We start from the raw sequence: 24,836 nt of genomic DNA, 5'->3' as shown, positions 1-24,836 counted from the left end.
TAGCAACCGTTTTTTTTACAGTGGGCCCCATGGTTTCACTGTCATACCCTCTCTCTTCTACCGATCAAGACCAGCAAGCGGTTGACTGGCTGACGCATTTTTTTGTCACAGTGCTGGCCGATGGGGCATCGGATATCCATTTAGAGCCTTTTGAAAATTTACTCAGGGTGCGTATACGTATCGACGGTCATTTACAGGAGCGTCCCCCACCCCATGCGCAATTAAAGGACCGCATCATCTCGCGGATCAAAGTGCTGTCGCGCATGGATATTTCTGAAAAGCGCTTGCCCCAAGACGGCCGATTGCGCATTCCTGTCAACTCCTGGCCGATAGATATGCGGGTCAGTTGCTTACCCACATTGCATGGCGAAAAAATAGTGCTACGCATTCAAAACAATCTGTCACAGCAGTTAAACCTCAAGGACTTGGGTTTTGAGCAAGATCAACTCGATCAGTTGCTCACTGCATTGCAACGACCCAACGGCTTGGTGCTGATAACCGGCCCCACGGGTTCTGGCAAAACCTTGACGCTGTACAGCTGTTTGCATTACTTGAATTCATCCAAAATCAATATATCGACTGTAGAAGACCCTTGTGAGATTGTGCTGCCCGGCATCAATCAAATCAACGTGAACGAGAAGTCTGGACTGGGTTTTGCACAAACGCTGCGAGCCTTGCTCCGGCAAGACCCTGACGTGGTGATGGTGGGTGAAATACGTGACAGCGAAACTGCCGATATCGCCTCAAAAGCGGCTCAAACTGGGCATTTGGTGTTGTCTACCCTTCACACCAACGACGCAATATCTGCGCTCTTGCGTCTTTGCCAGTTGGGGGTCGCTGACTTCAATGTGGCCAGCAGTGTTATTTTGATTTGTGCTCAAAGACTGGTTCGAAAACTTTGTCCACATTGCAAATGCAAAGTACCTAACGAGAACAGGTACACGCCAGTTGGCTGTGCGTATTGCGTGAATGGCTATAAAGGCCGGGTAGGTATTCACCAAGTCCTGCCCATGACTGCAGAACTTCAATCGATGATGCTTTCAGGCTTAGACTCGCTCAGCATTGCCCATCACGCCAAAGAAAAGGGTGTACTCACACTGCGTCAAGCTGGCTTGTTAAAAGCATGTGCTGGCATCACATCGCACGAAGAAGTCTGGGCTGCTACTTCATCATGACCCTGGCACTGCGTCAGCGTTGTCATTTCACTCGGCAACTTGCCACAATGGTGGCCGCAGGTTTGCCCTTGCTTGACGCCTTGACGTCAATGGCCAAGTCAGAACAATCGACAGACATGCGTCATTTGATTGCTCGCCTATGTGTGTCGCTTGAACAAGGCAGCAGTTTTCACCGCGCCCTCAGGCAATTGAACTACTTTGATACTTTGTATTGCGAGTTGGTCGCAGCCGCCGAAATGGCTGGCAACCTTGACCAAGTGTTAGAGCGCTTAGCTGTTTTGCTTGAAAAGCGCCAGGCCCTGCATTCGCAGATTCGCACAGCCTTGGCCTATCCCTGCGCAATCCTTTTAATCACTCTGGTGGTTGTCACTGTGATCATGGTCTGGGTGGTTCCCGTGTTTGAAGGCATTTTTTCATCTCTTGGCGCTGACTTGCCAACACTGACCCAGTCAGTGGTGCAGATGAGTCGCTGGCTGAGTAACGGCGGCGCTGTATTTGCTTTGCTTGCACTTTGCAGCTTATATGTACCTGCAAGGTTGGTAATGAACAAACCTGGTATTGAACTTTGGTGCGACACCACTCTTTTGCGCTTGCCTTTGCTTGGCGCAATGGTCCACCAAAGCCAGCTATCTGTATGGGCGCTTACGCTGTCTGATTTGCTCAAAGCTGGAGTCCCCATGCTGGACGCTTTAGAGGTGGTTGCCGTCAGCAGCACCAACCGTTGTATCGGCATGTCCACCATCATGATTCGCTCCAAAGTCAGCCACGGTGCCTCGCTGGCCAGTGCAATGGAAGGCCTTTCCTCCATCCCTTCGCAATCACATGTGTTCCCCACCATGCTGATACAACTGGTTGGTGTGGGTGAACAAAGCGGGGCCTTGGACGTACTTCTTGCCAAAGTCGCGCAACAACTCAATACTCAAGTTGATAACCTGTTGCGACAATTCACGCAACTTTTAGAACCCGCCATAATGGTTGTGCTGGGTCTTCTCATGGGTGGGCTGGTGTTGGCACTTTACTTACCCGTCTTTCAATTGGGCCAAGTTCTTTAGGCTTCTCTTATAGACTGCAGGGCTTATGCAACACCCCTCATTCAAACGCATTGGACTGACAGGCGGCATCGGCAGCGGCAAATCCACCTTTGCAGCCATGTTGAGCGCTCGTGGTTTTGCATTGATTGATGCAGATGCGGTTTCTAGGGAGCTGACTGGCGTTGGCGGCTTGGCCATTGCAAAGGTTCGCGAAGCGTTCGGCAATAGTTTTATTGCATTGGATGGCAGCATGGACAGAGACCAAATGCGTACTTTGGTGTTTAATCATCCCCAAGCTAAGACGCAATTGGAAAATATTTTGCACCCGCTTGTCCGAGCGTCTATTGCTGAAAAATTAAGCGCCATCAAAGACAAGGGAGAACCCTTGGCAATCCTAGATATTCCTTTGTTGGTCGAGTCCTCCCAGTGGCAGGGGCAGCTCGACGGCATCATCGTGGTGGATTGCAGCCAGGCTAGGCAACTTTCCCGTGTCATGGCGAGGAACGGATGGACTCAGGCACAGACGCAAGCGGTGATGGCCACCCAAGCCAGTCGACAAGAACGCTTAGCCGTGGCCAACTGGGTCATCGATAACGACAGCGACGATTTGAGCGCCCTGCAAAAACAGGCTGATGCATGGGAGCCCATTTAGGCAAAGTCAAGGAGAGAAACCCCCCATTTGAGCGGTTATGATTTGGCAGTTGCTTTTTACCCACCTGCGAAGTATTGTGATTCTTTACGAACACCCATTTAACGAGCGAATTCGCACCTACCTGCGACTTGAATACCTGCTGGAGCGTTTTGAGCAGCTTTTGTTACGCTCCTCTGAAATTGATCATCACTTTGCCCTTACCACACTGTTTGAAATTGTGGATGTTGGGGGTCGATCAGATTTGAAGTCTGACATATTGAAAGAACTCGATAGACACAAACAACTTTTCAATAGCTACCGTGGCAACCCATCGGTGTCTGTGGAAGTGTTGGATGAATTGCTACAAAAAATTGACCAGTGCTTAAACGGTTTCAATACGATTGGCAGTCGGATTGGTCACTGCGTGAGCGATAACGATTTTTTGAGCAGTTTGCGCAACCGTGTCGCGATTCCTGGTGGCACCTGTGCGTTTGACCTGCCTGCTTACCACGCGTGGAAACAATTAGATCCAGATGTCCGACGCCTGAATATTTTGAAATGGTCAGAGCCTCTAAAAGCGCTCAACGACAGCGTAGTGCTGTTGATGCGTTTGTTACGCGAGAGTGGTGCTGCACAGCGCGTTATTGCCAACAACGGACAATTTCAACAGGCGCTGCCTCAAGGGCGATTTCAAATGATGCGAGTGTTCATCGATCCTGCTCTGGGTTTGGTGCCAGAGATCAGTGGCAACAGAATGATGGTCTGGGTCAGACTCATCCATCAAAATTGGGAAGGTAAGCCTCAAGCAGCCACTGAAAATGCAGAGTTTGAAATAGAACTCTGCGCCTGAGCCAGCCATTCCAGTACTGGCAACGTGCCAGGTAATACCGGCGATACCTCTACAGGCAAACACTGCCAAGCAAACTGCTGACCCTCACGCATTTGCAACTCACCTTGCCATTCAAAAACTTTGTAAAAATGCAGTTGCACCAACGCATGGGGGTAATCAATGCACTCAGTTTGCCAAGGTGCATAACGAATCACCTCAATGCCCAGTTCCTCTCGAAGTTCACGCGCAAGCGCTTGCTCGGCGGTTTCACCCTCTTCAACTTTGCCACCTGGAAACTCCCAGTACCCCGCATAAGCCTTTCCCTCAGGTCGGGTGGTCAATAAAAAAAAACTGTCTGAACGAATCAGAACACCTACCGCCACTTGCGTCATTGAGCGTTGGCCATCAATTTCAGGGCGAGGTATCTGCGCATCGGCAACCCGGACCTGCCCCTCTTGGGTAGCAGACAAACGAATAGGATCAGTGAGCACCAAGCCGTCCTGCAAAGTCTCTGGCGAACTGAAAAGCCACACGACCGCTGCGCGAACCACGTTCGAGTGCCCACACCAAAGCTTCTGGATGAGCCTTGTTAATCAACTCATGCGAAACACCTAAGGATGACAGCCATTGATCAACGATGAGCAAATAGGCCTCTTGGCTGAAAGGATAAAAGCTGATCCACAAACCAAAGCGCTCTGACAGCGAAATCTTCTCTTCAATTACCTCGCCTGGGTGGACCTCACCATCTGCAGTGTGGCTGTAGCTAAGGTTGTCCTTCATGTACTCAGGCAATAAATGACGTCGATTGCTGGTCGCATAAATCAACACATTGGGTGTGGCTGCAGCAACCGTGCCATCAAGAATAGATTTCAAAGCCTTGTAGCCAGGCTCGCCCTCTTCGAAGCTTAAGTCATCGCAAAAGATGATGAATTTTTCGGGCCGACTGGCAACCACCTCGATGATGTCGGGCAAGTCCACCATGTCTTGCTTATCGACTTCAATTAAACGTAATCCATCTGGGGCGTAGGTTTGCAGGCAGGCTTTGATCAAAGAGGATTTTCCTGTGCCTCGTGCGCCTGTGAGCAAGACATTGTTCGCAGGCAAGCCTTGAACAAATTGCAAAGTGTTGCGTTGAATTTTTTCTTTTTGAATGTCAATTTCTTTTAGATCATCCAAGGACAAGTTAGCCACATGTTTGACGGGTTCGAGCACGCCGTGCCCGTTGGTGCGTTTACGGTAGCGAAAAGCAATACTGGCACGCCAGTCAGGGGCGTGCAGTGCTTGGGGAAGTACCGATTCGATACGTGCCATCAAGGTTTCGGCTCGCAGCAACATGCGCTCTAGATGCTCATTGATTCCCATATCAGCTTCTGTAGTCAGCGTTGATGGTGACGTAGTCATGACTCAGGTCACACGTCCAAACTGTTTCAATGGCGTCGCCTCGTCCAAGAACCACCCGCACAGTAATCTCCGACTGCTTCATGACCCGCTTGCCGTCGTCTTCTTTGTAAGTGGCATTTCTGCCACCTCGTGTCACCACATGCACATCGTCCAAAAAAAGCTCAATCTTGTCTTGCGCCAGATCAGCGATGCCAGCATAGCCAACGGCGGCCAAGATGCGACCAAGGTTGGGGTCGCTGGCAAAAAAAGCAGTTTTCACCAAAGGTGAGTGGGCAATCGCATAAGCGGCCTGCAAACACTCTGCACTGTTTTTCCCGCCCTCCACCGTGACAGTGATGAACTTGGTGGCGCCTTCGCCGTCACGCACAATTGCCTGTGCAAGCCATCGAGCCACATCGGTAAGCGCTTCTTTAAGTGCATGGCCATGGCTGCTAGACCAACTGTCGATAGGCTTATGAGACGCTTTGCATGAGGCCATCACCACAAAAGAGTCGTTGGTGGATGTATCGCCATCGATGGAGATTCGATTGAAAGAAGCTTGCGCTAAGTCCAGAGCCAAGTTGTCCATCAAGGCAGGTGAAATACAAGCATCAGTCGCAATAAAGCCCAGCATGGTTGCCATATTGGGGCGAATCATTCCAGCACCTTTAGAGATACCGCTTATGGTGATTGTTACACCATCGATTTGAATTTGACGACTCACAGCCTTGGGTAAGGTGTCCGTGGTCATGATGGCACTAGCCGCTTGTGACCAGTGGTCTTGTGCCAAATCGGCCAAAGCCAATGGCAGTCCGTCCACAATGCGCTCGACTGGCAAAGGCTCCATGATCACGCCAGTAGAGAACGGCAAAACCTGATCGGCTTGGACTTGGAGAAGATCTGCCAAGGCTTGGCAAACTTGGTTGGCGTGTAACAAGCCTGATTCACCCGTTCCTGCGTTAGCAACACCTGTATTGATCACCAAAGCACGTATGCCTTGCGTGACTTTCAGATGACTTTGACAGACTTGAACAGGGGCTGCGCAAAAACGGTTTTGTGTAAAAACCGCGCCCACACTGGAGCCTGAAGCAAGCTTAAATACAGTGAGATCCTTGCGGTTAGCTTTACGCACACCTGCACTTGCAGTGCCTATTTCAATTCCTGGTACTGGAAATAAATCGGATGCAACTGGTGCAATGAGATTGACAGGCATGGTTCAGGCAAGCTTTCCGTGGCAGTGCTTGTATTTCTTCCCGCTGCCACAAGGGCAAGCCTCATTGCGCCCCACAGCTAGAACACCCGCATTGGGGGTTTCTTCGGTGCTGCCAGTAAACACATGTGTGACCCCAGTCTCATCGGGTGCGGAATAAATGATGTTGGAAATAGCTTCCGCCTTTTCCTCTAATTGGTTGGTAGCAAGTTGGACTTGCTCTGTAGACTCAATTTGCACAGTCATTAAGATTCGGGTGACTTCGGTTTTAACCATGTCTAACAACTGACCAAAAAGCTCGAAAGCCTCCCGTTTGTACTCTTGCTTGGGTTGCTTTTGGGCATAGCCGCGCAAATGAATGCCTTGGCGCAAATAATCAAGTGAAGACAAATGCTCTCGCCAGTGGCTGTCAATGTTTTGCAGCAGAACGGCTCGCATGAAAGGCGTGAATTGTTCAACGCCTACCTTGCTGATCTTTTCTTCAAAGCTTTGGTTGGCAGCATCGACAACAGTTTTGACAATGTCTTCAGCCGTGATCGCTTGTGCGTCTTGAACCTGCTGAGAAAGCGCAACACTCAAGTGCCACTCGTTCAATAAAATACTTTCCAAGGCTGGTAAGTCCCATTGCTCCTCGACAGACTCGGGTGGCACAAATTGGTGAACCAAGTCGGTGAAGCAGCCTTCACGCAAACTTTGAATTTGAAAACGTAAATCTTGCGCATCCAAAATATCGTTGCGCTGCTGGTAAATGACTTTACGTTGGTCGTTGGAAACATCGTCGTATTCCAACAACTGCTTGCGAATATCGAAATTACGCGCTTCTACCTTACGCTGCGCACTCTCAATGCTGCGGCTCACCATGCCAGCTTCAATGGCTTCGCCTTCAGGCATTTTCAATCTGTCCATGATGGCTTTGACGCGCTCACCAGCGAATATGCGCATCAGCGAATCGTCTAGGCTGAGGTAAAAACGCGATGAGCCAGGATCGCCCTGACGTCCTGATCGACCTCTGAGTTGGTTATCAATACGTCTAGATTCATGCCTCTCGGTGGCAATGATGCGCAAGCCCCCTAAGGACTTGACCTTCTCATGGTCTCTTTGCCATGCAGCACGAAGCTCCTGAATTTTGTTGACTTTGGTGTCTTCACTCAAACTCTCATCGGACTCGATGATGGCGATATTTTTTTCAATATTGCCCCCTAGGACAATATCTGTACCACGCCCCGCCATATTGGTGGCAATGGTGATGGAGCCCAATGCACCGGCTTGCGCCACGATATCTGCTTCTTTGGCGTGCTGCTTTGCATTGAGCACTTGATGGGCCAACCCAGCATTGACAAGCAGTCCAGCAAGCAACTCGGACAATTCAATGGAGGTTGTACCTACTAAAACAGGTTGCCCTCTGCCATGACATTCCTGAATGTCCTCAATAGCAGCTTTGTATTTCTCGTCCGTGGTTTTGTAGACCCGATCGAGTTGGTCATCTCGCTTGCTAAGTTTATTGGGCGGAATAATGACTGTCTCTAGACCGTAAATTTCTTGAAATTCATAGGCCTCTGTATCGGCGGTTCCGGTCATACCAGACAATTTTCCATACAAACGGAAATAATTTTGAAAGGTGATCGAGGCCATGGTTTGGTTCTCAGCCTGAATCGGCACACCCTCTTTGGCCTCCACCGCTTGGTGCAAACCATCACTCCAACGGCGACCGGACATCAATCGACCAGTAAACTCGTCTACGATGACAATCTCGCCATTTTGATTCACGTAATGTTGATCGCGGTGGTAGAGATGATGGGCACGCAATGCAGCATACAAATGGTGCACCAAGCCAATATGCAAGGGGTCATACAAAGACGCCCCCTCTGGCAACAAGCCCATCTCTGAGAGCACTTTCTCCGCTTTTTCATGGCCCAGTTCAGTCAAATACACCTGATGCGATTTTTCGTCTAGGGTGAAGTCTCCGGGCTTGGTCACGCCTTCACCTGTGCGCAGATCTAATTCACCTTCTTGACGGGTCAGGGAAGGAACAACTTTGTTCATGGCCACATAGGTGGCGGTGTGGTCTTCGGCTTGTCCACTGATGATGAGCGGCGTTCGGGCTTCATCAATCAAAATAGAGTCAACCTCGTCAACTATTGCGTAATTGAGGCCACGCTGAACTCGGTCATGCACCTCATAAACCATGTTGTCACGCAAATAATCGAAACCATATTCGTTGTTGGTGCCGTAAGTAATGTCAGAGTTGTAAGCGGCTTGCTTTTCTTCTCGGTTTAACTGAGATAAATTGATACCCACACTCAAACCTAGAAATTGATAGAGCTGGCCCATCCATTGCGCATCACGGTTAGCCAAATAATCATTCACTGTCACCACATGAACGCCTTTGCCACTCAATGCATTGAGGTAAACGGCCAAAGTGGCGGTGAGGGTTTTTCCTTCCCCAGTGCGCATCTCGGCTATCTTGCCTTGGTGCAAAGCGATACCGCCCATCATTTGCACATCAAAATGGCGCATCTTCATGACCCGCTTAGAGCCTTCCCTGACAACCGCAAAAGCCTCAGGCAATAGGCTTTCCAAGGTCTCGCCCTGCCCAAATCGTTGTTTAAATTCGTTTGTTTTTTGACGCAGGGCCTCGTCACTCAAATGCTCGTAGCTGGCCTCTAGCCCATTGATACGCTCTAGGGTTTTGCGAAATTGTTTTAGCAGCCGATCGTTGCGACTACCGAATATCTGGGTCAGAAGATTAAATGCCATGCCAGCGGTACATATACGTACGTTCCTTATGAATAAGGTTTAATTTTAACCTCTGTGCCAAGCACTACATAATCAGGGCATGTCTGCCACAAATACCTTTAAATCTCGATCCGCGACCCCTGTTCAATCAGCCATGGCCCAATCCGCCACCTTGTCCTCGCTGATGCAGATCAGTCAGCAATCGCAAGCCTGTTTGGCGTCCATTCAAGACCTTTTGCCCTTGGGTTTGTCGGGTCTTGTGAAAGCTGGCCCCTTGGATGCTCAGGGTTGGTGTCTACTGGTTCCCCACAATGCTGCGGGTGCAAAACTTCGTCAACTGGTTCCTGCTTTGTCAGCCCATTTGCGCTCGCACAACTTTCCCATTGAAAAAATCCGCGTCAAAGTCATGTCCCGCTAAATGAAAGTTTCTATGCCACTTTTTTTTGTGCAGTTATTAACTGGCCTACTTTTGTCAGTTTTATATCTTTCGAGCTGGGCTGAAGATGAAAGCCAATGCAAAAAGGACAATGACGGCACTGTGTGGTGTGCTCCTGATCAAGGCGGCATAGGACAAAGACCGAGCGGAGAGGTTTTTTGTGGCGTGGGTCAATGTATAAATATGACCAATGGTGCAGTGGTTTGCTCCAATCAACCGAATGGCCGAACCGCATTGAATTACATAGGTCAAGCTATTTGTGCAGGTACCTGTGTGCCCGGCAAACAATCGGTTTGCGTGAAAACTAAGTAAATACTTTATTGCATCGGCTGGCGTGAACAGCTTTTATGAACTTCGCTGTACATGCGCATTCGCCCTGCAACGCTTTGGTATTGCTCCCAAATAATTTCCACGATAGCTCGGGTGATTCGCATGAATTCAACATTGCAATGATGGCGAATATTGTTTACATACACCGTCTTATCCTCCCAGCGATTTTCTTGCATTAATAGCGCGTAATGGGTTAGTTCATGGCCTAAGGCCCATATAAACATTTCCTGTCTCCACAAACGAGTGGCTGTTGATCCGATTGAAATTTGCATAGGGTTATCGGGAGCATCTTCACTTGGGAACTGAAACACCATCCTCGCTTCTTTAGGAATGTTTTCATCAAACAGTATGGGGGGCATGGGCAAATTAGCAGGTGCTTGGGTTTCTGTTTTGATGAACTCCCAAATTTTTTCTGTCATCTGCATATCCAGTTGCGATGTGATGGCAGACCCACCTTGGGCGAATGACAATCCAGTCACCATCACGCCGATCAGCGCCAAAGCGAAGCGGCTACATCTGATATTCATTGCGTCTTTTTCCATTCGACTGGTGGTATGGTTAGGGCATTATTTTTACAAGCAGTTTTATGCGGTTGACGATTTTTACCATGCCGGTCCTTAGCCCTTTACTCAAAAGGTTTTCTATTTTCTTTTTGCGCTTGTCAGGATAGAAATTAGTAGGTCAAATGCCTACAAATACACCCAAGAGCGTTTTGATTGCAGCGCCTCACACCAGCAACTGGGATTTGCCTTACACACTGATGGTGGCATTTGCCCTTGATTTGAATATCCATTGGATGGGGAAAATTCAAATCTTTCGCTTTCCATTTCGAGGTTTGATGTGTTGGTTGGGCGGCATTGCTGTTGACCGCTCTCAGTCCACCAATATGGTGTCAGCTTCGGCTCAAACCTTGCGCGATGCAGATGGCGAATTGCACTTGGTGGTTCCTCCCGAAGGCACAAGATCGCAGTCACGACAATGGAAGACCGGTTTTTATTACATCGCACTGGAGGCACAGGTTCCTATCGTGTTGGGGTTTTTAGACTTTGGCAGTAAAACCTCTGGACTGGGTCCAGCGCTTTTGCCAACAGGCGATTTAGAAACAGATATGACACGCATCAAAGCTTTTTATGCGACTTTTAAAGGTAAAAACGCCTCTCAGTTTGTTATAGATTAATAAATTCGATTTCCTATTCTTTTTCTCCTGCAAAACATTTCTGCTCTATAGAATCAAATTTATGCTTTCACAGTTTCAATTTAGCCTTTCACGCCCCCGATTGGGATGGTTGTTTTTTTTGACTTTTGGCGGATTCGTAATCAATGATGCCTCTGCGCAAAATAAAAATACGGCAATAACTCCCCCGCCTGCTGTAGTTTGTTCAGCCACAGATTTCAAAGCTTTGGCATACACCACGAATGATGCGCAACTGCGAGAAGACCGCGCAAAAGAGTGGCTTAGTAAGTACGGTAAGTCTTGCCCTCTTGATCAAATTGAATTTATTCTGATGAACCAAGCTGTCTGGCTAGGCACCTCAAATACGCCCGCTATCATTTCTTCTATAGAAACAATTTACAAACAAAAAAAAGCGTCTGCGCAAGAGCTTGAAAAAGCTGTTGACAGGCCAAGATGAACTGCACCCATTAAGAAATAATGTCCCTCAGTCTAGCCCCTTTTTTTGCTGATGCGATATTCATAATGCTCTTTCCACCCTCAATTTAAATCTCATGCCTTTTGTTTTGCTCAAAGTTTTTCGGCATTCAGCTATTGGGGTTTCATTACTTGTCCTTGGCCTGTTTGTTCCACTGAATCATTTGGTCCAAGCTCAAGTTAAAAATTTACCCGCCTCTTGTCTTTCAAATGAATTTAAAGCCTTGGCGTACACCACCAATGACGTGGACGCTCGTGAGACAAACGCCCTTGCTTGGCTGGCAAAGTTTGGCAAGAGCAACTGTCCATCGGCTGAATTAGATGCGATCAATAACAATGCTCCACTTTGGTTAGGAACGTCATACACAGCGAAAGTCAATCAAGCTATCAGCGGTTTAAGCAACGCCCGTAAGTCGGCTGCCAATAGTTCGCCCAACGCCCCTCCCAAGTCGGCGTCCGCTGCTGCCTCTACCCAAGCCGATACCGTCGGTACCCAAAAGAGAACGCCCACTGCAAAAAAAGCTGAAGAAAGTGTTGCGACCAGCATCAGCCCTACGGGTTTGCGTGAGAGTGAAATCAACCAGTGCTTGGCCAATGAGATCGTTACTTGGAACGATGGCGGTAAAGACACCAAAATGCTCAGTCCAAGCATGGTCTACGTTTATGACCACCAAGGTGCACCTGAAGGTTTCAGCGAAGAAGCTGTTTTGTTATCACTCAAAAATTCTGCTACTGCTTGGGATCAGTGCGGGGGTCAAAATAATGTGATCTTGAAGCGCGATGCCAGTTCTGCACCTGTTGGCCTCAGAATAGCCGCGCTCTGGAGTGATGAAGATAAATTAGGAACGATTGGCTTGGCCAACATCACCAAAAAAACGTTGACGCTCAGCCCTGAAGCCTTTGTAAACCTGAGAAAGGCAAATGCCACGAGAAACCTTTTGGAAACCTTGCAAATGGTGGTTTCCCATGAAATCGGGCATTTTCAGGGCTTGACCTCACACTCTAGACGCTGTGTGGATGTGCTGTCTTACTACACCAATGCCAGTGGCGAAAAATGTTCCATACGAAATAACGGGGTGATGCCAACAAACATTGAATACAGATCGCAGCTTCCAACGGCTTGCGATATTCAAAGATGTCGTGCTTCAAATAACAATTAATTACTGGGTAGTATGTAAAAAATGGTGCCGATTATCGGATTCGAACTGATGACCTACCGCTTACAAGGCGGTTGCTCTACCAACTGAGCTAAATCGGCACTGTAGATATTCTAACCACAACACCCTAGGCAAAATTATTTGATGCGCTTGAGTTGTGGTCTGCTGCCCGTACTGGGTTGAGGTGGTTTTGGGGGATCGCTTGGGTCATCACTGTCTTGCGTTTGGTGTGAGTTTGCAGTGCTTAAACCTAGGATAGGCTTGATCGCAGACACGACTGTTTTGGGCACCGCATCTTCAGCCTCACCAGTAGACGAAGAAGGTGCAGGAAAAGCCATGCCTTGTCCATTTTCGCGTGCATAAATGGCAATCACCCTGGCTATGGGAACACTGATTTCTCTGGCCACACCGCCGAATCGGGCTTTGAAAACTACAAACTCGTTACCCAGTTGCAAATTGCTGGTGGCGTCAAAACTGATGTTGAGAACGATCTCACCATTGTTGACATATTCTCTGGGCACCTGCACTGTGTCATCTACCAAAACAGCGATGTAAGGCGTAAATCCGTTATCGGTACACCATTCGTGTAATGCTCGAACCAAATATGGCCGGGTAGAAGATGACTGCGAAATGTTGATCATGTCAGCAGCTTATTTACGCATCACTTTCTCTGAAGGTGTCAACGCTTCAATATAAGCTGGTCTGGAAAAAATACGCTCAGCGTATTTCAGCAAAGGAGCAGCGTTTTTGGACAACTCAATGCCGTAATGGTCTAAGCGCCACAGCAAAGGCGCAATAGCCACATCCAGCATTGAAAAGTTGTCGCCCAACATGAATTTGTTCTTCAAGAACACGGGGGCAAGTTGAGTCAATCGATCACGAATATGAGAGCGAGCCTTTTCAAGCGCTTTCTCATTGGCTTTTTGGCTGCGCGACTCAATCGTCATCACATGGGCAAACAGTTCTTTTTCAAAGTTCAAAAGGAACAAGCGCACACGGGCGCGGTCGACAGGGTCGCCAGGCATCAACTGTGGATGGGGGAAACGCTCATCTATGTATTCGTTGATGATGTTTGACTCATACAAAATCAAATCGCGCTCAACCAAAATAGGCACTTGGCCATAGGGATTCATGACATTGATGTCTTCTGGTTTGTTGTAGAGATCAACATCACGGATTTCAAAATCCATGCCCTTTTCAAAAAGCACGAATCTACATCTGTGAGAAAAAGGACAAACTGTCCCAGAGTACAAAACCATCATGAGATTGGCTCCTAAAAGGCTAAGGGTTTAATGGACTAGCCAAGGCCCATTGTAAGAACCCGCACAAGACGGGCAGAAAACACAACTGAAATCAGCGAATGTCTTTCCAATATGACGCATTCAAACGCCAAGCAATGACCATGAAGATCAGCAAAAATAGCATGACCCAAACGCCAATTCGTACTCGGGTATTTTGCGTTGGCTCAGACATCCATTGCAGATAGTTGACCAAGTCCGCTACAGCTGTATCGTATTCAACAGCTGTCATTTTCCCAGCGGTGATTTGCTGCCAACCAGCAAACACATGGGTAGCATGTCCATGCTGTGTTACTTCTTTGTAAACAGGGCGACGTTGTCCTTGCAACTCCCAAAGAACATGGGGCATTCCCACATTAGGGAAAGCTAAATTGTTCCACCCCGTTGCTTTGGTGTCATCGCGGTAGTAGGTGCGCAAATAGGTATACAAATAGTCAGCACCTGAACCGCCCGGGCCAGAGCGTGATCGTGCGATCACTGTCAAGTCGGGGGGGTTGCCGCCAAACCAATCTTTGCCCTGCTTGGCGTCCATGCTGATCTTCATGGTGTCGCCGACTTTGTCTGTGGTGAACAGCAAGTTGTCCTTGATTTGCTTGTCTGTCAAGCCAATGTCGTTAAGGCGGTTAAACCGCATATAGGCCGCAGCGTGGCAATTCAAGCAGTAGTTAACAAATATTTTTGCGCCATTTTGCAGGGCACTTAAATCGTTAAGTTTATTGGGCGCTTTGTCCAAAGGCATCAAATCGGTATTGGCCAAAACGGGCAAAGCCACTCCCAAGACCATACAAAGACTGATTAAGAATTTTTTCATGACTGATTGCTCCAGGTTCTGTCAGTGCGCCACAAAGTTCACACGATCGGGAACTGGTTTGGTTTCACCCAAGGTGCTCCACCAAGGCATCAACAAAAAGAACCCGAAATAAAACAAGGTGCCTATCTGCGACACCCGTTCACCAATGTATGAAGGAGGCTGCATACCAAGGTAGCCCAGAACAAAGAAGTTGACCACGAAGATGGCATACAAATAAACATGCCAATCGGGACGGAAGCGAATGGATTTGACCGCGCATTTATCTAGCCACGGCAAGAAGAAAAGAATGACTACCGCGCCACCCATGACCACCACACCCCAAAACTTGGCGTCAATCGCCAGCATCAAAACAACGCCAACGACAGCAGCACCGATAACCACGCCCTTGAGCATGCTGCTGATTTTCGCGTGGGTAGCACCCAAATAAGCTGCCGCTAACACACAGGCGATAAGGGCGTACATCATTTCGCTGGTGATGGCACGCAGCATGGAGTAGTAAGGCGTGAAATACCAAACAGGGGCAATGTGCAGGGGTGTTTTCAGTGGGTCTGCAGGAATGAAGTTGTTGTATTCCAAAAAGTAGCCGCCAAATTCAGGGGCAAAAAATATGATGGCACAAAAAACCAATAAAAAGCCTGTCACACCCAAGATGTCGTGAACAGTGTAGTAAGGGTGAAAAGGAATGCCATCTAAAGGCCGTCCGTTTTCATCTTTATGCGCTTTGATCTCTACGCCATCGGGGTTGTTTGAACCCACTTCATGCAAAGCAATGATGTGGGCCACTACCAAGCCAAGCAACACTAAGGGCACAGCAATCACATGGAAAGCGAAAAATCGGTTCAAGGTGGCGTCACCCACCACATAGTCACCGCGGATGAGCAATGCCAAGTCGGGGCCAATGAACGGGATAGCTGAAAATAAATTCACAATCACTTGCGCACCCCAGTAGGACATTTGGCCCCAAGGCAGCAAATAGCCCATAAAGGCTTCGCCCATCAAAGCCAAAAAGATGGCGCAACCAAACAACCAAACCAGTTCACGTGGTTTTCTGAATGAACCGTAAATGAGGCCTCGGAACATATGCAAATACACCACCACAAAAAAAGCAGAGGCGCCGGTTGAATGCATATATCGAATCAGCCATCCCCATGGAACATCGCGCATGATGTATTCCACTGAGGCAAACGCCATGGCAGCGTCAGGCTTGTAATGCATAACCAAGAAAATACCAGTGACAATTTGAATCACCAGCACCAGCAAGGCCAAAGAGCCAAAGAAGTAGAAAAAGTTGAAATTTTTGGGCGCGTAGTACTCGCTCAAATGCTCTTTGAACATCTTGGACAAAGGAAAGCGGTTATCGATCCAATTCAAGGCTTTATCGGCCATGGGGGCATCAGCAGAAATTTCTTTGAAATCAGCCATGGTCTTCTCAAGCCTTTTTGTCTTCACCAATCAGCAAACGAGTGTCTGAAAGGTACATATGAGGGGGAACTTCCAAGTTATCGGGCGCAGGCTTGTTTTTATAGACACGGCCAGCCATGTCAAAAGTCGAACCATGGCAGGGGCATAAAAAACCACCAAGCCAATCGTCTGGCAAAGATGGCTGAGGTCCCATTTGGAATTTATCGCTGGGCGAGCATCCTAGGTGGGAGCAAATACCCACGCCAATAAAAAATTCAGGCTTGATAGAGCGGGCTTGGTTACGCGCATATTCAGGGGTGAGCTCTGTGGGGTTGCGTTTTGACTCGGGGTCAGCAAGTTGAGATTCGACTTTTTTCAGAGCATCAAGTTGCTCGGGTGTGCGGCGGATGATCCAAACGGGTTTTCCACGCCACTCAACAGTTAATTTTTCTCCGGGCTTGATGGCGCCAATGTCTACCTCCACAGCCGCACCAGCCGCTTTGGCTCGCTCGGAGGGACTGAAAGTACTGACAAACGGGACCGCGACAGCAACGCCGCCAACTGCACCTGCACAACTCGAGGCAATTAGCCACGTCCGCTTGCTGGTGTCCACAGTGGTTTCACTCATGAAAGACCTCTAAATTGGGATGCAAATTTGTAAAGCTTTTGATTCTAACCGAGCGCGCGTTGTCTAACCAACCCCACAAAACCATGGTTTTTAGATCTTTTAATTTTCAAAATGATGTTAAATATAGTTTTAAATTACTCATTAAAAGGACTGCTTCATGTTGAAAGATTTCAAAGAGTTCGCCATCAAGGGGAATGTGGTCGATTTAGCCGTGGGGGTCATCATCGGCGGGGCGTTTGGCAAGATTGTTGAATCCTTGGTCAGCGACTTGATCATGCCCGTCGTCTCGGTGCTGATTGGGCGCTTAGATTTTTCCAGCTATTTTTGGGTGCTTGGTTCGGTCCCAGACTCAGTTCCCAGAACCTTAGAGGCCATACGCAAGGCGGGCGTGCCGGTTTTGTCTTACGGTAATTTCATCACCATTGCCATCAACTTTCTTATTTTGGCTTTCGCTATTTTTCTGATGGTCAAGCAAATTCAGCGCATGAAACAATCCGCTGCGGTTGCCGAGCCGATTGCCCCACCGCCAGCCACACCTGAAGAAGTTTTGTTGCTGCGAGAAATTCGGGACCATCTCCAGCGCAGGTAATTCAACTGCTTGGTCGATTACAAACGTTGACCTTTAGCTACTTTGAGAGCCGCCAACAAACTGCTGGGGTCAGCCACCCCTTTGCCAGCAATATCAAAGGCGGTCCCGTGATCGGGACTGGTTCGCACAAAAGGCAGGCCCAAAGTTTGGTTCACGCCGTTGTCTAACCCCAAGTATTTGACAGGTATCAAGCCTTGGTCGTGGTACATGCCAACAACCACATCCGTGGCTTCTTGTCCCTGCTGACTGTGGGCTTGCATGAACACAGTGTCTGGCGGGTAAGGGCCGCGGATATGCATGCCAAGCGCTTGGGCTTTTTCAATAGCTGGGGCAATAAAGCGTCTCTCTTCGTCCCCAAACAGCCCCTCTTCACCCGCATGTGGGTTAAGCCCTGCCACAGTCATGCGAGGAACAGTACCATGCATTTTGAGCCAGCTGTCATTTGTAACTTGGAAAGTTTGAAGAACATTTTCAAGGGTGACCAAGCCAATGGCTTCGCGTAAAGGTACATGGATGCTGACCAACACCACCCTCAAACTTGGACAAGACAACATCATGCGAACCGGCAAGCTGCTAATCGGCAGGCCCAAGTGTTGCGCAGCCAGTGACTGCAACATCTCGGTGTGTCCAGGAAATTCAATACCGCTGAGTTGCAAAGCCTTTTTGTGGACTGGTGCAGTGACCAAGGCGGCAACTTTTCCATTGAGTGCAGCGCAAGTGGCTGCGCGGATGGCCGCCGCTGCCATCGCCCCCGCTTGAGGGCTGACTTGACCCATGGCAATCTGTGTTGACTCACCACACTGAATAACAGGTAATTGGTGATCCAAGCTTTGCCCCACTTGAGCCAAATCTGTGATGGGCAGACACGCTAAAGGTCTAGGCAATAAAGGGGCAAGCAAGGCGAGTTGTTTTTGCAGCGTTGGCACATCGCCAAACACGCAACAACCTTTGGTCAACTCTGGCGACTGCGCAAAGACTTTCAGGATGATTTCTGGGCCAATGCCGGCGGGGTCTCCCATGGTGATGGCCACGGGCAAAGGGGAAGATTGCAAGGCGTTCATTCAACCGTCAAGCGGGGTTGTCGATATCGATGAACACATGCTTGACGCCGAGCTGTTTGGCCAGATGAGCGCCCAATGCAGGGGCGCCGTAGCGCTCGGTTGCGTGGTGACCGCAAGCAAAAAAACTCACCCCTGTTTCGTGCGCTAAATGAGCTTGGGGTTCAGAGATTTCGCCAGTAATGAAAGCATCGACGCCTTGGGAGATGGCCTCTTCAAACAAATTTTGTGCGCCACCCGTACACCAAGCAATGCGTCGAACAGGCCTTTGGGCGTCAGGCACCACAGACACGGGCTGTTTACCCAAACGGCTATGTAAGAGCTGCGCCAAGGCTTGGCCATTGTCAAAAGCCATTAGCGCTTGCCCCACAAAACCCAAACCTTGTTCACCAAACGTGCCGTCTACGCGAAAGCCCAAATGTGCGGCCAGTTGGGCGTTGTTGCCAAGCGCTAGATGGGCGTCAAGTGGCAGGTGATAGGCCAGTACATTGATATCGTGTTGAAGTAACAAGGCCAAACGTTTTTTAAGCCAACCCGTCACCGTACCCGTTTGGTTACGCCAAAACAAACCATGGTGAACCAGCAAAGTGTCGGCGCCAGCATCAATGGCAGATTGAATGAAGGCCAGACTGGCGGTGACACCCGACACAATTGATTGAACTTGGGGACGCCCCTCCACCTGCAAGCCATTGGGGCAATAGTCTTTGAAGCGTTCAGGTTGCAGCAATCCATCGCACAGCGTCAACAATGCGGTGCGCTCAGCCATGTCAGCGACGCTCCACCCGAACTTTGGGGCGTTGCAAGGGGGTGACCGACAGCACCTGCTCTTGTTCTTTACGCAAAATCTTCAGTTGGGCATCCACCCCTGGCTTGAGCAAAGAAACTTGCGCCAAAAGTTCCGCCACATTTTGAACTTTGTGGTCATTCACAGCCAACAACATATCGCCAGGACGAATGCCCGCTTTGAATGCCGGGCCTGTCTGTAAAACGCCGGTGATGATGACGCCATCGTGTCGCTTCACATTGAAAGTTTGGGCCAACTCTGGGGTGAGTTCTGTGGGTTCGACCCCAATCCAACCGCGGGTAACCAAGCCATCTTTGACGATGCCTTCAAGCACTTGTTTGGCAATGCTCACAGGGATGGCAAAACCAATGCCCATGCTGCCACCCGATTTGGAATATATGGCTGTGTTGACACCCAACAAATTGCCCTGCACATCCACCAATGCGCCGCCTGAATTGCCTGGGTTGATGGCCGCGTCGGTTTGAATGAAATTCTCAAAAGTATTGATGCCCAGTTGGTTTCTACCCAAGGCAGACACGATGCCACTGGTGACGGTTTGACCAACACCAAAGGGGTTGCCTATGGCCAACACGATGTCGCCAACTTGGACTTGCTCGGAATTGTTCATCACCATCACTGGCAAATTTTCCAAATTCACTTTGAGAACAGCCAAGTCGGTTTCGGGATCGGTGCCGATGATCTTGGCTTGGGTTTGGCGACCATCGTTAAGCATCACCAAAATTTCATCAGCCGCTTCCACCACGTGGTTATTGGTGAGGATGTATCCCTGTGGACTGACAATGACACCGCTGCCCAATCCCGTTTGTGCTGAGTCATCTTGGTCACCAAAAAAATAGCGAAACCATGGGTCTTTGTTTTTTTCGAGTGCGGCTTTTTGCGATGTGTTGATACTGACCACCGCAGGGGAAGCTTTCTTTGCGGCGTAACTCAAACTGCCAGCGCTTGCTGTAGGCGAGATAGCACCAGGGGCGACCTCAAATACTTGCAGATCTGTATTCCAAGCGGGCCTTTGGACCCACTCGGGTTTGAGGGTGATCAGCACAAACCAAACCGCCACCAAGACGGTGACAGTTTGTGCAAACAATAGCCACAGGCGCTTCATGGTGAGTTTGAATCAGCCCCTTTTGACTCATCGGGGGCTTGGGTATGGCGTATGAATATTTGGGCAGCCCAAATGCCTATCTCATAAAGAATGCACATGGGTACAGCCAAAGCAAGTTGTGAGACCACATCAGGTGGCGTGACCACTGCTGCAATGATGAAAGCCAAAACGATGAAGTAAGAGCGAAAGGCCTTGAGCTTTTCAATGCTCACCACTTTCATGCGTGCCAGCACAATCACCACAATGGGCACTTCAAACGCCAAGCCAAAGGCTACAAACATGGTCAGCACAAAACTTAAGTAAGCCTCGATATCAGGCGCTGCGGTGATACTTTTAGGCGCAAAGCTTTGTATGAACTTAAAGACTTGGCCAAAGACGAAAAAGTAACAAAACGCCACGCCGATGAAAAAGAGCAAGGTACTAGAAAAAACCAATGGCAAAACCAGTTTCTTTTCGTGGGTGTACAAGCCTGGAGCCACAAACGCCCAGCCTTGGTAGAGCACCACGGGCAAGGCGATCAAAAACGCCGTCATCAGCATGATTTTCAAAGGCACCAAAAAAGGTGAAATCACCGAGGTGGCGATCAATCGGGTGCCTTCAGGGAGTTGAGCGACCAAGGGGGCCGCCAAGAAATCATAAAGTTGCGCAGGGCCTGGGTAAAGGCTTAAAACAATACAGACCAAGGCGATGGCAATCGTCGCCTTGACCAAGCGATCGCGCAACTCCTTGAGGTGCTGCACAAAGGGTTGTTCTGTGCCGGCGAGTTCGTCGGTGTCTTTGGTGGAGGAGTCAGCCATAAAGGTCTAGTTGTTGCCCAAACCTGAGGGCGGGCGGAAACGGGCTACTCTGGCGGCACCAGATAAAGCGCGTGTGCGAACACCTTGGCGCGATTTGTACCACTGCGGCGTGGCCGAGCGCTTAACGCGCCAGTTCTTGCCGGGGTGTTGGTAACTGGGTGGTGGTGGCGTCCATTGGTAAGGAATGATGGGCTGGTAGCCGTCTTCTGCCTGCCCATCCATGTCCAAGCTGGCCACACCTTGGTTGAGCTTGGTCGTGGCATCGAGCACACTTTTTTGCACATCAGTCATGGCGCTGTCCATGGTTTCCTTCATTTTCTTGAGGTCTTCCATGTCCATCGAACGGTTCACTTCAGCTTTGACATCTGACACATAGCGCTGCGCCTTGCCTATCAAGGTGCCTATGGTTCTAGCCACCCTGGGCATCTTCTCAGGGCCGATCACCACCAGTGCCACCGCACCAATGAGGGCCAACTTGGAGATTTCCAGGTCAAACATGGCTTAAGGCTTTTGTTTGGCTTCGACGTCGATGGGCGCTTTGTCTGCATTGGGGTTTGCATTGGCAGCAACCTGCTGGGCCGCTGCGCTGGCAGGTTCTTCAGGCGCTGCAGAGCCGTCTTTGACGCCGTCCTTGAAACCCTTGACAGCGCCACCGAGGTCCGCACCAATGTTTTTGAGTTTTTTGGTGCCAAACACCAAAACGATGATTAAGAGCACGATTAACCAGTGCCAAATTGAAAATGATCCCATGGGATGCTCCTGAATGAAGAGAGGAATTCTAGTCTTAGCCGCGTAACCACGGGCGAGGACCGCCCATGACATGCCAATGCAGATGGTGAACCTCCTGTCCGCCCTCGGCGCCGGTGTTGGTAACCAACCTAAAACCACCCTCGGGATAGGGGTTCACGCCCTCTTGTAAGGCAAGCTTAGGGGCCAGCAAGAGCATGCGTCCCAAAAGGTCTTGGTGCTCAGGGCCCACCTGCGCCATAGAGGGAATGTGCAGCTTGGGGATCAGCAAAAAATGCACTGGCGCCCAAGGGTTGATGTCGTGGAAGGCGAATATCTCTTCGTCTTCGTAAACCTTTTTGCTCGGTATCTTGCCGGCAACGATTTTGCAAAAGATGCAGTTGGGGTCGGTATGCATGGTGGTATTTGACAAGTTTAATCTTCGCCAGCTTCACGGGCTTGCGCTTTGCGCAAGGCTTTTTCTTCCAAGCCGCTCAAGCCTTCGCGTCGCGCCAGCTCTTGCAGCACGTCTTCGGGGCTTAAGTTGTAGTGGGACAGCGCCACCAAACTGTGGAACCACAGATCGGCAATCTCGCCCACCAACTTGTGCGGGTCGCCGCCGTGGTCGAGGTCTTTGGCGGCCATCACCACCTCGGTGGCCTCTTCGCCGATTTTCTTTAAAAACGCATCGGGGCCTTTGTGCAGCAAACGAGCCACATAGCTGGTGTCGGGGTTGCCGCCGTTGGCCGCTTTGCGGCTTTCAATCACGGCGGCCAAGCGGGCCAAGGTGTCGTCAGAGCTCATGGTTTGACCTTGTAAATGGTGGCGGGGTCTTGCAATACCGGCTCGACGCTCAACCACTGGCCGCCGTCGGGGCTGGCTTGCCAGCGTTGGTAAAAGCAACTGTGGCGGCCCGTGTGGCAGGCAATGCTCGGGTCGTGGCCGGTTTGGGTGACGCTGAGCAAAATCACGTCGTTGTCGCAATCCAAGCGGATGTCGTGAACGGTTTGCACATGGCCAGACTCCTCGCCCTTGAACCACAGCTTGCCCCGCGAGCGGCTGAAGTACACCGCACGGCCGAGTTCGGCGGTTTTTTGCAACGCCTCGCGGTTCATCCACGCAAACATCAGCACGTCTTTGCTGCCCTGTTCCTGCGCGATGACCGGCACCAAGCCTTGGGCGTCCCATTTGATAGTGTCTAGCCAATTCATAGGGGGAGATGTTAAGGGCATCGCCCGGCATGGGCATGGGCATGGGTTCAGACAGAAGCGTCGCGGTAAGCCTTGAGGACGGCGTTGATGCGGGTTTGATAACCCGCACCTTGTGCCTTGAACCACTCCAAAACATCTTGATCGACCCGCAATGAAATGGAAGCCTTGGCGGGTTGAACTTTCAAACCCTTGCGGACCATGCCTCGCACAATGTGCTGGACATCTGCCTCAGGGTGCTCAGTCGTTGGCTTGACCTTGCCACTTTTTAGTTGGGCTAAATCAGTTTTTGATTTCATCGAAGTAGATTTGCGACTCACGCTTGGTGGCTTTTCTGAAAGAGATGATGCGGATTTCATGTTCTTGCGAATGGACGGCGGGAATTCAATGCGATAACGCTCAGGTGCTTCGCACACTGCTTGCATCGCGGCGTCAAAAGCCGACAGATATCGAGCGCCTAAACCTGCTTGGCAAGATTCATAGTAAGCCACATGCTCCAGGTGCTCATCCCGTGCGGCCTCGTTGAAGAAGTAACTCACTTGAGCAAGGCATTGGCCTGGCGGCGCACTTCTTCAGCAGGTATGAGTTTGGATAAACCTTGATCTATTTGCGATGCTCGGTGTTCGGCTTCTTGCAACCAAAGCGCTTCAATTTCAGGTTCGGTCAGCACGTCCAAACTGGACAGTAACTGCGCAGCCAACTCCGCCCTTTGTTGCACAGGCAGTGAAAGTGCTTGGTTGGTGAGGTTGGCTGTGTCCATGGACAAATCCTAGCATTTAGTTAGATCTTGCTCAAGGGCGCTGTCTTTGGGGCAGCGCCTCAAACATGTCTTGAAATAAGCGTTAGACCCCAATCGTGCGCAGTCTGCGAGGGACCAAATTATTCAAAACGACTGCGAGTTCATGTAGCAATGGTGCAAGTTCTTGCAATCGGCCACCAGGGACACCCTGGCCTTCTCAAGAACGCCTACGGCCTGCTCTCGTGTGACAGACGGGAACTGCTTCAAAAACACATCCAACGAGTCGCCCTCTTCCAAGTAATCGAAAAGGTTTTGGACTGGCACGCGTGTACCTGCAAAAACGGGTGCTCCGCTTTGAATATCGGGATCAACGGTGATGAGGTTGCTGGTCATGGTTAACGTAGGCGCTGTCAGTCCGCCGCTTCCGAAACCAACGGGAATGTGGATGGATTTCGGATGGACTGAACAGATAAATCGACGTCCAACTTCGGCCAATAGAGGTGATCGGCGGTTGGCCACTCAACTTCCGAAATCTGTTCGATCGTCGCTTTTCGAAACCATGGAAATTGATCAAAAGGCACGAGCAGTTCCTCGTTGGCAAGCAGCAGCCAAAAACCGTGCTTTGAAATATGGGTAACCTCAGCCGCCAAAGTGGTGGGTCCAGGCATCTTGGATCTCCTTCAAGTGTGAATTCACAACTTCTTGCGCTTGTCGAAGTTGGGTAGCAGAAAGACCAGTATGGTTGGCAAGCGCCACCTGTGGTGTGAGCCAGAACTTTGCTTCACCGTCCACATGTGCGACATGGACATGAATGCGTGTCTCCTCCCTTGAAAAGAAGAAGAGACGAAATTGGCCATCACGAACAATGGTTGGTGCCATATCGGTACTGTACACAACTGCTTCTGATGTTTCGTTGAGCAGCCTTTGTCCGTTGCCCGTACCCGGCTTGATGCGCTTAGGGGCATCGGTCCGCTTGAGCGAGGGGTTAGGCCTCAGTGCGCAACAGCACATAGCTGCCTTGCTTGTGTCTCGACAAAGCGGCCTCAAGTTCCGGAACAAGAGGCAGCAGGTATGGCAGCTCATTTGAAAGCGCGTCCAGCACGAAGACCGA

Annotated in this window: 33 protein-coding genes and 1 tRNA gene; 9 read left to right on the top strand and 25 right to left on the bottom strand. The window is 49.9% G+C overall.

Annotated elements, in window-relative coordinates; genetic code table 11:
- The first annotated feature begins 29 nt into the window (after nt 1-29).
- The 4 genes from AC9UEO_RS02390 to zapD all read left to right on the top strand — a co-directional run bounded on the left by AC9UEO_RS02390 (nt 30) and on the right by zapD (nt 3,687).
- The gene (locus AC9UEO_RS02390) at nt 30-1,175 is read left to right on the top strand and encodes a GspE/PulE family protein (protein WP_509529377.1); all 1,146 of its coding nucleotides are present in this window, start codon (nt 30-32) and stop codon (nt 1,173-1,175) included.
- A complete protein-coding gene (locus AC9UEO_RS02385; RefSeq protein ID WP_509529375.1) occupies nt 1,172-2,227 on the top strand; it encodes a type II secretion system F family protein in 1,056 nt (351 codons plus the stop codon). Before AC9UEO_RS02390 ends, AC9UEO_RS02385 begins: the two co-directional genes overlap by 4 nt.
- 25 nt (nt 2,228-2,252) lie before the next feature.
- Nucleotides 2,253-2,858 carry a dephospho-CoA kinase gene (coaE, locus tag AC9UEO_RS02380; RefSeq protein ID WP_509529374.1) on the top strand — a complete coding sequence of 202 codons (606 nt, stop codon included), beginning with the start codon at nt 2,253-2,255 and terminating at the stop codon, nt 2,856-2,858.
- Between the two features lie 76 nt (nt 2,859-2,934).
- Complete coding sequence (gene zapD, locus AC9UEO_RS02375) at nt 2,935-3,687, top strand: cell division protein ZapD (protein WP_509529718.1); 753 nt, start codon at nt 2,935-2,937, stop codon at nt 3,685-3,687.
- Here zapD and AC9UEO_RS02370 read toward each other — a convergent pair.
- From AC9UEO_RS02370 to secA, 4 genes are all read right to left on the bottom strand, one after another.
- Nucleotides 3,639-4,058, bottom strand: coding sequence for an NUDIX domain-containing protein (locus tag AC9UEO_RS02370; RefSeq protein ID WP_509529716.1), 420 nt, complete (start codon nt 4,056-4,058; stop codon nt 3,639-3,641). The genes zapD and AC9UEO_RS02370 overlap by 49 nt on opposite strands.
- 88 nt (nt 4,059-4,146) lie before the next feature.
- Nucleotides 4,147-5,028 carry an ATP-binding protein gene (locus AC9UEO_RS02365; protein WP_509529372.1) on the bottom strand — a complete coding sequence of 294 codons (882 nt, stop codon included), beginning with the start codon at nt 5,026-5,028 and terminating at the stop codon, nt 4,147-4,149.
- Between the two features lies 1 nt (nt 5,029).
- Nucleotides 5,030-6,259: a bifunctional glutamate N-acetyltransferase/amino-acid acetyltransferase ArgJ gene (argJ, locus tag AC9UEO_RS02360; protein ID WP_509529370.1), complete on the bottom strand. Its 1,230-nt coding sequence runs from the start codon at nt 6,257-6,259 to the stop codon at nt 5,030-5,032.
- Nucleotides 6,260-6,262: 3 nt separating this feature from the next.
- On the bottom strand, nt 6,263-9,013 hold the full coding sequence (gene secA, locus AC9UEO_RS02355; protein WP_509529368.1) for a preprotein translocase subunit SecA: 2,751 nt from the start codon (nt 9,011-9,013) through the stop codon (nt 6,263-6,265).
- A gap of 79 nt (nt 9,014-9,092) precedes the next feature.
- Between secA and AC9UEO_RS02350 the strand changes: the two genes are divergently transcribed.
- Nucleotides 9,093-9,410 carry a hypothetical protein gene (locus tag AC9UEO_RS02350; RefSeq protein WP_509529365.1) on the top strand — a complete coding sequence of 106 codons (318 nt, stop codon included), beginning with the start codon at nt 9,093-9,095 and terminating at the stop codon, nt 9,408-9,410.
- Between the two features lie 335 nt (nt 9,411-9,745).
- Here the strand turns inward: AC9UEO_RS02350 and AC9UEO_RS02345 are convergent, their stop codons facing one another.
- Complete coding sequence (locus AC9UEO_RS02345) at nt 9,746-10,300, bottom strand: hypothetical protein (protein ID WP_509529363.1); 555 nt, start codon at nt 10,298-10,300, stop codon at nt 9,746-9,748.
- Nucleotides 10,301-10,443: 143 nt separating this feature from the next.
- Between AC9UEO_RS02345 and AC9UEO_RS02340 the strand changes: the two genes are divergently transcribed.
- The 3 genes from AC9UEO_RS02340 to AC9UEO_RS02330 all read left to right on the top strand — a co-directional run bounded on the left by AC9UEO_RS02340 (nt 10,444) and on the right by AC9UEO_RS02330 (nt 12,566).
- Nucleotides 10,444-10,935, top strand: a complete 492-nt coding sequence (locus AC9UEO_RS02340) for a 1-acyl-sn-glycerol-3-phosphate acyltransferase (protein ID WP_509529361.1) — start codon at nt 10,444-10,446, stop codon at nt 10,933-10,935.
- A gap of 61 nt (nt 10,936-10,996) precedes the next feature.
- Nucleotides 10,997-11,389 (top strand): hypothetical protein, encoded by a 393-nt coding sequence (locus tag AC9UEO_RS02335; RefSeq protein WP_509529359.1) that lies wholly within the window; start codon nt 10,997-10,999, stop codon nt 11,387-11,389.
- A 241-nt stretch (nt 11,390-11,630) separates the two neighbouring features.
- Nucleotides 11,631-12,566, top strand: a complete 936-nt coding sequence (locus AC9UEO_RS02330) for a hypothetical protein (RefSeq protein WP_509529356.1) — start codon at nt 11,631-11,633, stop codon at nt 12,564-12,566.
- A 22-nt stretch (nt 12,567-12,588) separates the two neighbouring features.
- On the opposite strand, the gene AC9UEO_RS02325 is transcribed toward AC9UEO_RS02330, so the two are convergent.
- From AC9UEO_RS02325 to petA, 6 genes are all read right to left on the bottom strand, one after another.
- Nucleotides 12,589-12,664, bottom strand: a tRNA-Thr gene (locus AC9UEO_RS02325).
- A 36-nt stretch (nt 12,665-12,700) separates the two neighbouring features.
- Complete coding sequence (locus AC9UEO_RS02320) at nt 12,701-13,204, bottom strand: ClpXP protease specificity-enhancing factor (protein ID WP_509529354.1); 504 nt, start codon at nt 13,202-13,204, stop codon at nt 12,701-12,703.
- Nucleotides 13,205-13,213: 9 nt separating this feature from the next.
- Entirely contained in the window at nt 13,214-13,825 is a 612-nt protein-coding gene (locus tag AC9UEO_RS02315; RefSeq protein WP_509529352.1) for a glutathione S-transferase N-terminal domain-containing protein, read from the bottom strand.
- Between the two features lie 91 nt (nt 13,826-13,916).
- The gene (locus AC9UEO_RS02310) at nt 13,917-14,672 is read right to left on the bottom strand and encodes a cytochrome c1 (protein WP_509529350.1); all 756 of its coding nucleotides are present in this window, start codon (nt 14,670-14,672) and stop codon (nt 13,917-13,919) included.
- A 21-nt stretch (nt 14,673-14,693) separates the two neighbouring features.
- A complete protein-coding gene (locus tag AC9UEO_RS02305; protein ID WP_509529348.1) occupies nt 14,694-16,094 on the bottom strand; it encodes a cytochrome b in 1,401 nt (466 codons plus the stop codon).
- A gap of 7 nt (nt 16,095-16,101) precedes the next feature.
- Nucleotides 16,102-16,701 carry a ubiquinol-cytochrome c reductase iron-sulfur subunit gene (gene petA, locus AC9UEO_RS02300; protein ID WP_509529345.1) on the bottom strand — a complete coding sequence of 200 codons (600 nt, stop codon included), beginning with the start codon at nt 16,699-16,701 and terminating at the stop codon, nt 16,102-16,104.
- Nucleotides 16,702-16,858: 157 nt separating this feature from the next.
- Between petA and mscL the strand changes: the two genes are divergently transcribed.
- Complete coding sequence (gene mscL / locus AC9UEO_RS02295) at nt 16,859-17,290, top strand: large conductance mechanosensitive channel protein MscL (protein WP_509529341.1); 432 nt, start codon at nt 16,859-16,861, stop codon at nt 17,288-17,290.
- 17 nt (nt 17,291-17,307) lie between these two features.
- Here the strand turns inward: mscL and pdxA are convergent, their stop codons facing one another.
- The 14 genes from pdxA to AC9UEO_RS02225 form a co-directional block, all read right to left on the bottom strand.
- Nucleotides 17,308-18,351: a 4-hydroxythreonine-4-phosphate dehydrogenase PdxA gene (gene pdxA / locus AC9UEO_RS02290; protein WP_509529339.1), complete on the bottom strand. Its 1,044-nt coding sequence runs from the start codon at nt 18,349-18,351 to the stop codon at nt 17,308-17,310.
- 7 nt (nt 18,352-18,358) lie between these two features.
- Complete coding sequence (locus tag AC9UEO_RS02285) at nt 18,359-19,114, bottom strand: Nif3-like dinuclear metal center hexameric protein (RefSeq protein WP_509529337.1); 756 nt, start codon at nt 19,112-19,114, stop codon at nt 18,359-18,361.
- A 1-nt stretch (nt 19,115) separates the two neighbouring features.
- Nucleotides 19,116-20,255, bottom strand: coding sequence for a S1C family serine protease (locus AC9UEO_RS02280; RefSeq protein ID WP_509529335.1), 1,140 nt, complete (start codon nt 20,253-20,255; stop codon nt 19,116-19,118).
- Entirely contained in the window at nt 20,252-21,052 is an 801-nt protein-coding gene (gene tatC, locus AC9UEO_RS02275; protein WP_509529332.1) for a twin-arginine translocase subunit TatC, read from the bottom strand. Before tatC ends, AC9UEO_RS02280 begins: the two co-directional genes overlap by 4 nt.
- A 6-nt stretch (nt 21,053-21,058) precedes the next feature.
- The gene (locus AC9UEO_RS02270; RefSeq protein WP_509529330.1) at nt 21,059-21,550 is read right to left on the bottom strand and encodes a Sec-independent protein translocase subunit TatA/TatB; all 492 of its coding nucleotides are present in this window, start codon (nt 21,548-21,550) and stop codon (nt 21,059-21,061) included.
- A gap of 3 nt (nt 21,551-21,553) precedes the next feature.
- Nucleotides 21,554-21,802 (bottom strand): Sec-independent protein translocase subunit TatA, encoded by a 249-nt coding sequence (gene tatA / locus AC9UEO_RS02265; protein ID WP_509529328.1) that lies wholly within the window; start codon nt 21,800-21,802, stop codon nt 21,554-21,556.
- A 34-nt stretch (nt 21,803-21,836) separates the two neighbouring features.
- Nucleotides 21,837-22,196, bottom strand: a complete 360-nt coding sequence (locus tag AC9UEO_RS02260) for a histidine triad nucleotide-binding protein (protein WP_509529325.1) — start codon at nt 22,194-22,196, stop codon at nt 21,837-21,839.
- A 17-nt stretch (nt 22,197-22,213) separates the two neighbouring features.
- The gene (locus tag AC9UEO_RS02255) at nt 22,214-22,582 is read right to left on the bottom strand and encodes a phosphoribosyl-ATP diphosphatase (protein ID WP_509529322.1); all 369 of its coding nucleotides are present in this window, start codon (nt 22,580-22,582) and stop codon (nt 22,214-22,216) included.
- Nucleotides 22,579-22,989 (bottom strand): phosphoribosyl-AMP cyclohydrolase, encoded by a 411-nt coding sequence (gene hisI / locus AC9UEO_RS02250; protein ID WP_509529320.1) that lies wholly within the window; start codon nt 22,987-22,989, stop codon nt 22,579-22,581. The genes AC9UEO_RS02255 and hisI overlap by 4 nt, the downstream gene beginning before the upstream one ends.
- 47 nt (nt 22,990-23,036) lie before the next feature.
- Nucleotides 23,037-23,525, bottom strand: a complete 489-nt coding sequence (locus tag AC9UEO_RS02245; RefSeq protein ID WP_509529317.1) for a BrnA antitoxin family protein — start codon at nt 23,523-23,525, stop codon at nt 23,037-23,039.
- Nucleotides 23,522-23,746: an addiction module protein gene (locus AC9UEO_RS02240; RefSeq protein ID WP_509529315.1), complete on the bottom strand. Its 225-nt coding sequence runs from the start codon at nt 23,744-23,746 to the stop codon at nt 23,522-23,524. Before AC9UEO_RS02240 ends, AC9UEO_RS02245 begins: the two co-directional genes overlap by 4 nt.
- Nucleotides 23,747-23,869: 123 nt before the next feature.
- Complete coding sequence (locus tag AC9UEO_RS02235; protein WP_509529312.1) at nt 23,870-24,118, bottom strand: DUF433 domain-containing protein; 249 nt, start codon at nt 24,116-24,118, stop codon at nt 23,870-23,872.
- Nucleotides 24,119-24,135: 17 nt separating this feature from the next.
- A complete protein-coding gene (locus AC9UEO_RS02230; RefSeq protein ID WP_509529310.1) occupies nt 24,136-24,393 on the bottom strand; it encodes a DUF2442 domain-containing protein in 258 nt (85 codons plus the stop codon).
- Complete coding sequence (locus tag AC9UEO_RS02225; protein ID WP_509529307.1) at nt 24,365-24,604, bottom strand: DUF4160 domain-containing protein; 240 nt, start codon at nt 24,602-24,604, stop codon at nt 24,365-24,367. The genes AC9UEO_RS02230 and AC9UEO_RS02225 overlap by 29 nt, the downstream gene beginning before the upstream one ends.
- Between the last annotated feature and the right edge of the window lie 232 nt (nt 24,605-24,836).

The sequence above is a fragment of the Limnohabitans sp. genome (genome assembly GCF_040401495.1).
GTDB lineage: Bacteria > Pseudomonadota > Gammaproteobacteria > Burkholderiales > Burkholderiaceae_C > Limnohabitans.
The sequence above is the reverse complement of the archived record's forward strand: the minus strand, read 5'-3'. Positions and strand labels throughout refer to the sequence as shown.

Bases quoted from the DNA above. Each gene is read 5' to 3' on its own strand.
- AC9UEO_RS02390 (WP_509529377.1), top strand. From the start codon at position 30: ATGGTTTCACTGTCATACCCTCTCTCTTCTACCGATCAAGACCAGCAA.
- AC9UEO_RS02385 (WP_509529375.1), top strand. From the start codon at position 1,172: ATGACCCTGGCACTGCGTCAGCGTTGTCATTTCACTCGGCAACTTGCC.
- coaE (WP_509529374.1), top strand. From the start codon at position 2,253: ATGCAACACCCCTCATTCAAACGCATTGGACTGACAGGCGGCATCGGC.
- AC9UEO_RS02370 (WP_509529716.1), bottom strand. From the start codon at position 4,058: ATGACGCAAGTGGCGGTAGGTGTTCTGATTCGTTCAGACAGTTTTTTT.
- AC9UEO_RS02365 (WP_509529372.1), bottom strand. From the start codon at position 5,028: ATGGGAATCAATGAGCATCTAGAGCGCATGTTGCTGCGAGCCGAAACC.
- argJ (WP_509529370.1), bottom strand. From the start codon at position 6,259: ATGCCTGTCAATCTCATTGCACCAGTTGCATCCGATTTATTTCCAGTA.
- secA (WP_509529368.1), bottom strand. From the start codon at position 9,013: ATGGCATTTAATCTTCTGACCCAGATATTCGGTAGTCGCAACGATCGG.
- AC9UEO_RS02350 (WP_509529365.1), top strand. From the start codon at position 9,093: ATGTCTGCCACAAATACCTTTAAATCTCGATCCGCGACCCCTGTTCAA.
- AC9UEO_RS02345 (WP_509529363.1), bottom strand. From the start codon at position 10,300: ATGGAAAAAGACGCAATGAATATCAGATGTAGCCGCTTCGCTTTGGCG.
- AC9UEO_RS02340 (WP_509529361.1), top strand. From the start codon at position 10,444: ATGCCTACAAATACACCCAAGAGCGTTTTGATTGCAGCGCCTCACACC.
- AC9UEO_RS02335 (WP_509529359.1), top strand. From the start codon at position 10,997: ATGCTTTCACAGTTTCAATTTAGCCTTTCACGCCCCCGATTGGGATGG.
- AC9UEO_RS02320 (WP_509529354.1), bottom strand. From the start codon at position 13,204: ATGATCAACATTTCGCAGTCATCTTCTACCCGGCCATATTTGGTTCGA.
- AC9UEO_RS02315 (WP_509529352.1), bottom strand. From the start codon at position 13,825: ATGATGGTTTTGTACTCTGGGACAGTTTGTCCTTTTTCTCACAGATGT.
- AC9UEO_RS02310 (WP_509529350.1), bottom strand. From the start codon at position 14,672: ATGAAAAAATTCTTAATCAGTCTTTGTATGGTCTTGGGAGTGGCTTTG.
- AC9UEO_RS02305 (WP_509529348.1), bottom strand. From the start codon at position 16,094: ATGGCTGATTTCAAAGAAATTTCTGCTGATGCCCCCATGGCCGATAAA.
- petA (WP_509529345.1), bottom strand. From the start codon at position 16,701: ATGAGTGAAACCACTGTGGACACCAGCAAGCGGACGTGGCTAATTGCC.
- mscL (WP_509529341.1), top strand. From the start codon at position 16,859: ATGTTGAAAGATTTCAAAGAGTTCGCCATCAAGGGGAATGTGGTCGAT.
- pdxA (WP_509529339.1), bottom strand. From the start codon at position 18,351: ATGAACGCCTTGCAATCTTCCCCTTTGCCCGTGGCCATCACCATGGGA.
- AC9UEO_RS02285 (WP_509529337.1), bottom strand. From the start codon at position 19,114: ATGGCTGAGCGCACCGCATTGTTGACGCTGTGCGATGGATTGCTGCAA.
- AC9UEO_RS02280 (WP_509529335.1), bottom strand. From the start codon at position 20,255: ATGAAGCGCCTGTGGCTATTGTTTGCACAAACTGTCACCGTCTTGGTG.
- tatC (WP_509529332.1), bottom strand. From the start codon at position 21,052: ATGGCTGACTCCTCCACCAAAGACACCGACGAACTCGCCGGCACAGAA.
- AC9UEO_RS02270 (WP_509529330.1), bottom strand. From the start codon at position 21,550: ATGTTTGACCTGGAAATCTCCAAGTTGGCCCTCATTGGTGCGGTGGCA.
- tatA (WP_509529328.1), bottom strand. From the start codon at position 21,802: ATGGGATCATTTTCAATTTGGCACTGGTTAATCGTGCTCTTAATCATC.
- AC9UEO_RS02260 (WP_509529325.1), bottom strand. From the start codon at position 22,196: ATGCATACCGACCCCAACTGCATCTTTTGCAAAATCGTTGCCGGCAAG.
- AC9UEO_RS02255 (WP_509529322.1), bottom strand. From the start codon at position 22,582: ATGAGCTCTGACGACACCTTGGCCCGCTTGGCCGCCGTGATTGAAAGC.
- hisI (WP_509529320.1), bottom strand. From the start codon at position 22,989: ATGAATTGGCTAGACACTATCAAATGGGACGCCCAAGGCTTGGTGCCG.
- AC9UEO_RS02240 (WP_509529315.1), bottom strand. From the start codon at position 23,746: ATGGACACAGCCAACCTCACCAACCAAGCACTTTCACTGCCTGTGCAA.
- AC9UEO_RS02235 (WP_509529312.1), bottom strand. From the start codon at position 24,118: ATGACCAGCAACCTCATCACCGTTGATCCCGATATTCAAAGCGGAGCA.
- AC9UEO_RS02230 (WP_509529310.1), bottom strand. From the start codon at position 24,393: ATGCCTGGACCCACCACTTTGGCGGCTGAGGTTACCCATATTTCAAAG.
- AC9UEO_RS02225 (WP_509529307.1), bottom strand. From the start codon at position 24,604: ATGGCACCAACCATTGTTCGTGATGGCCAATTTCGTCTCTTCTTCTTT.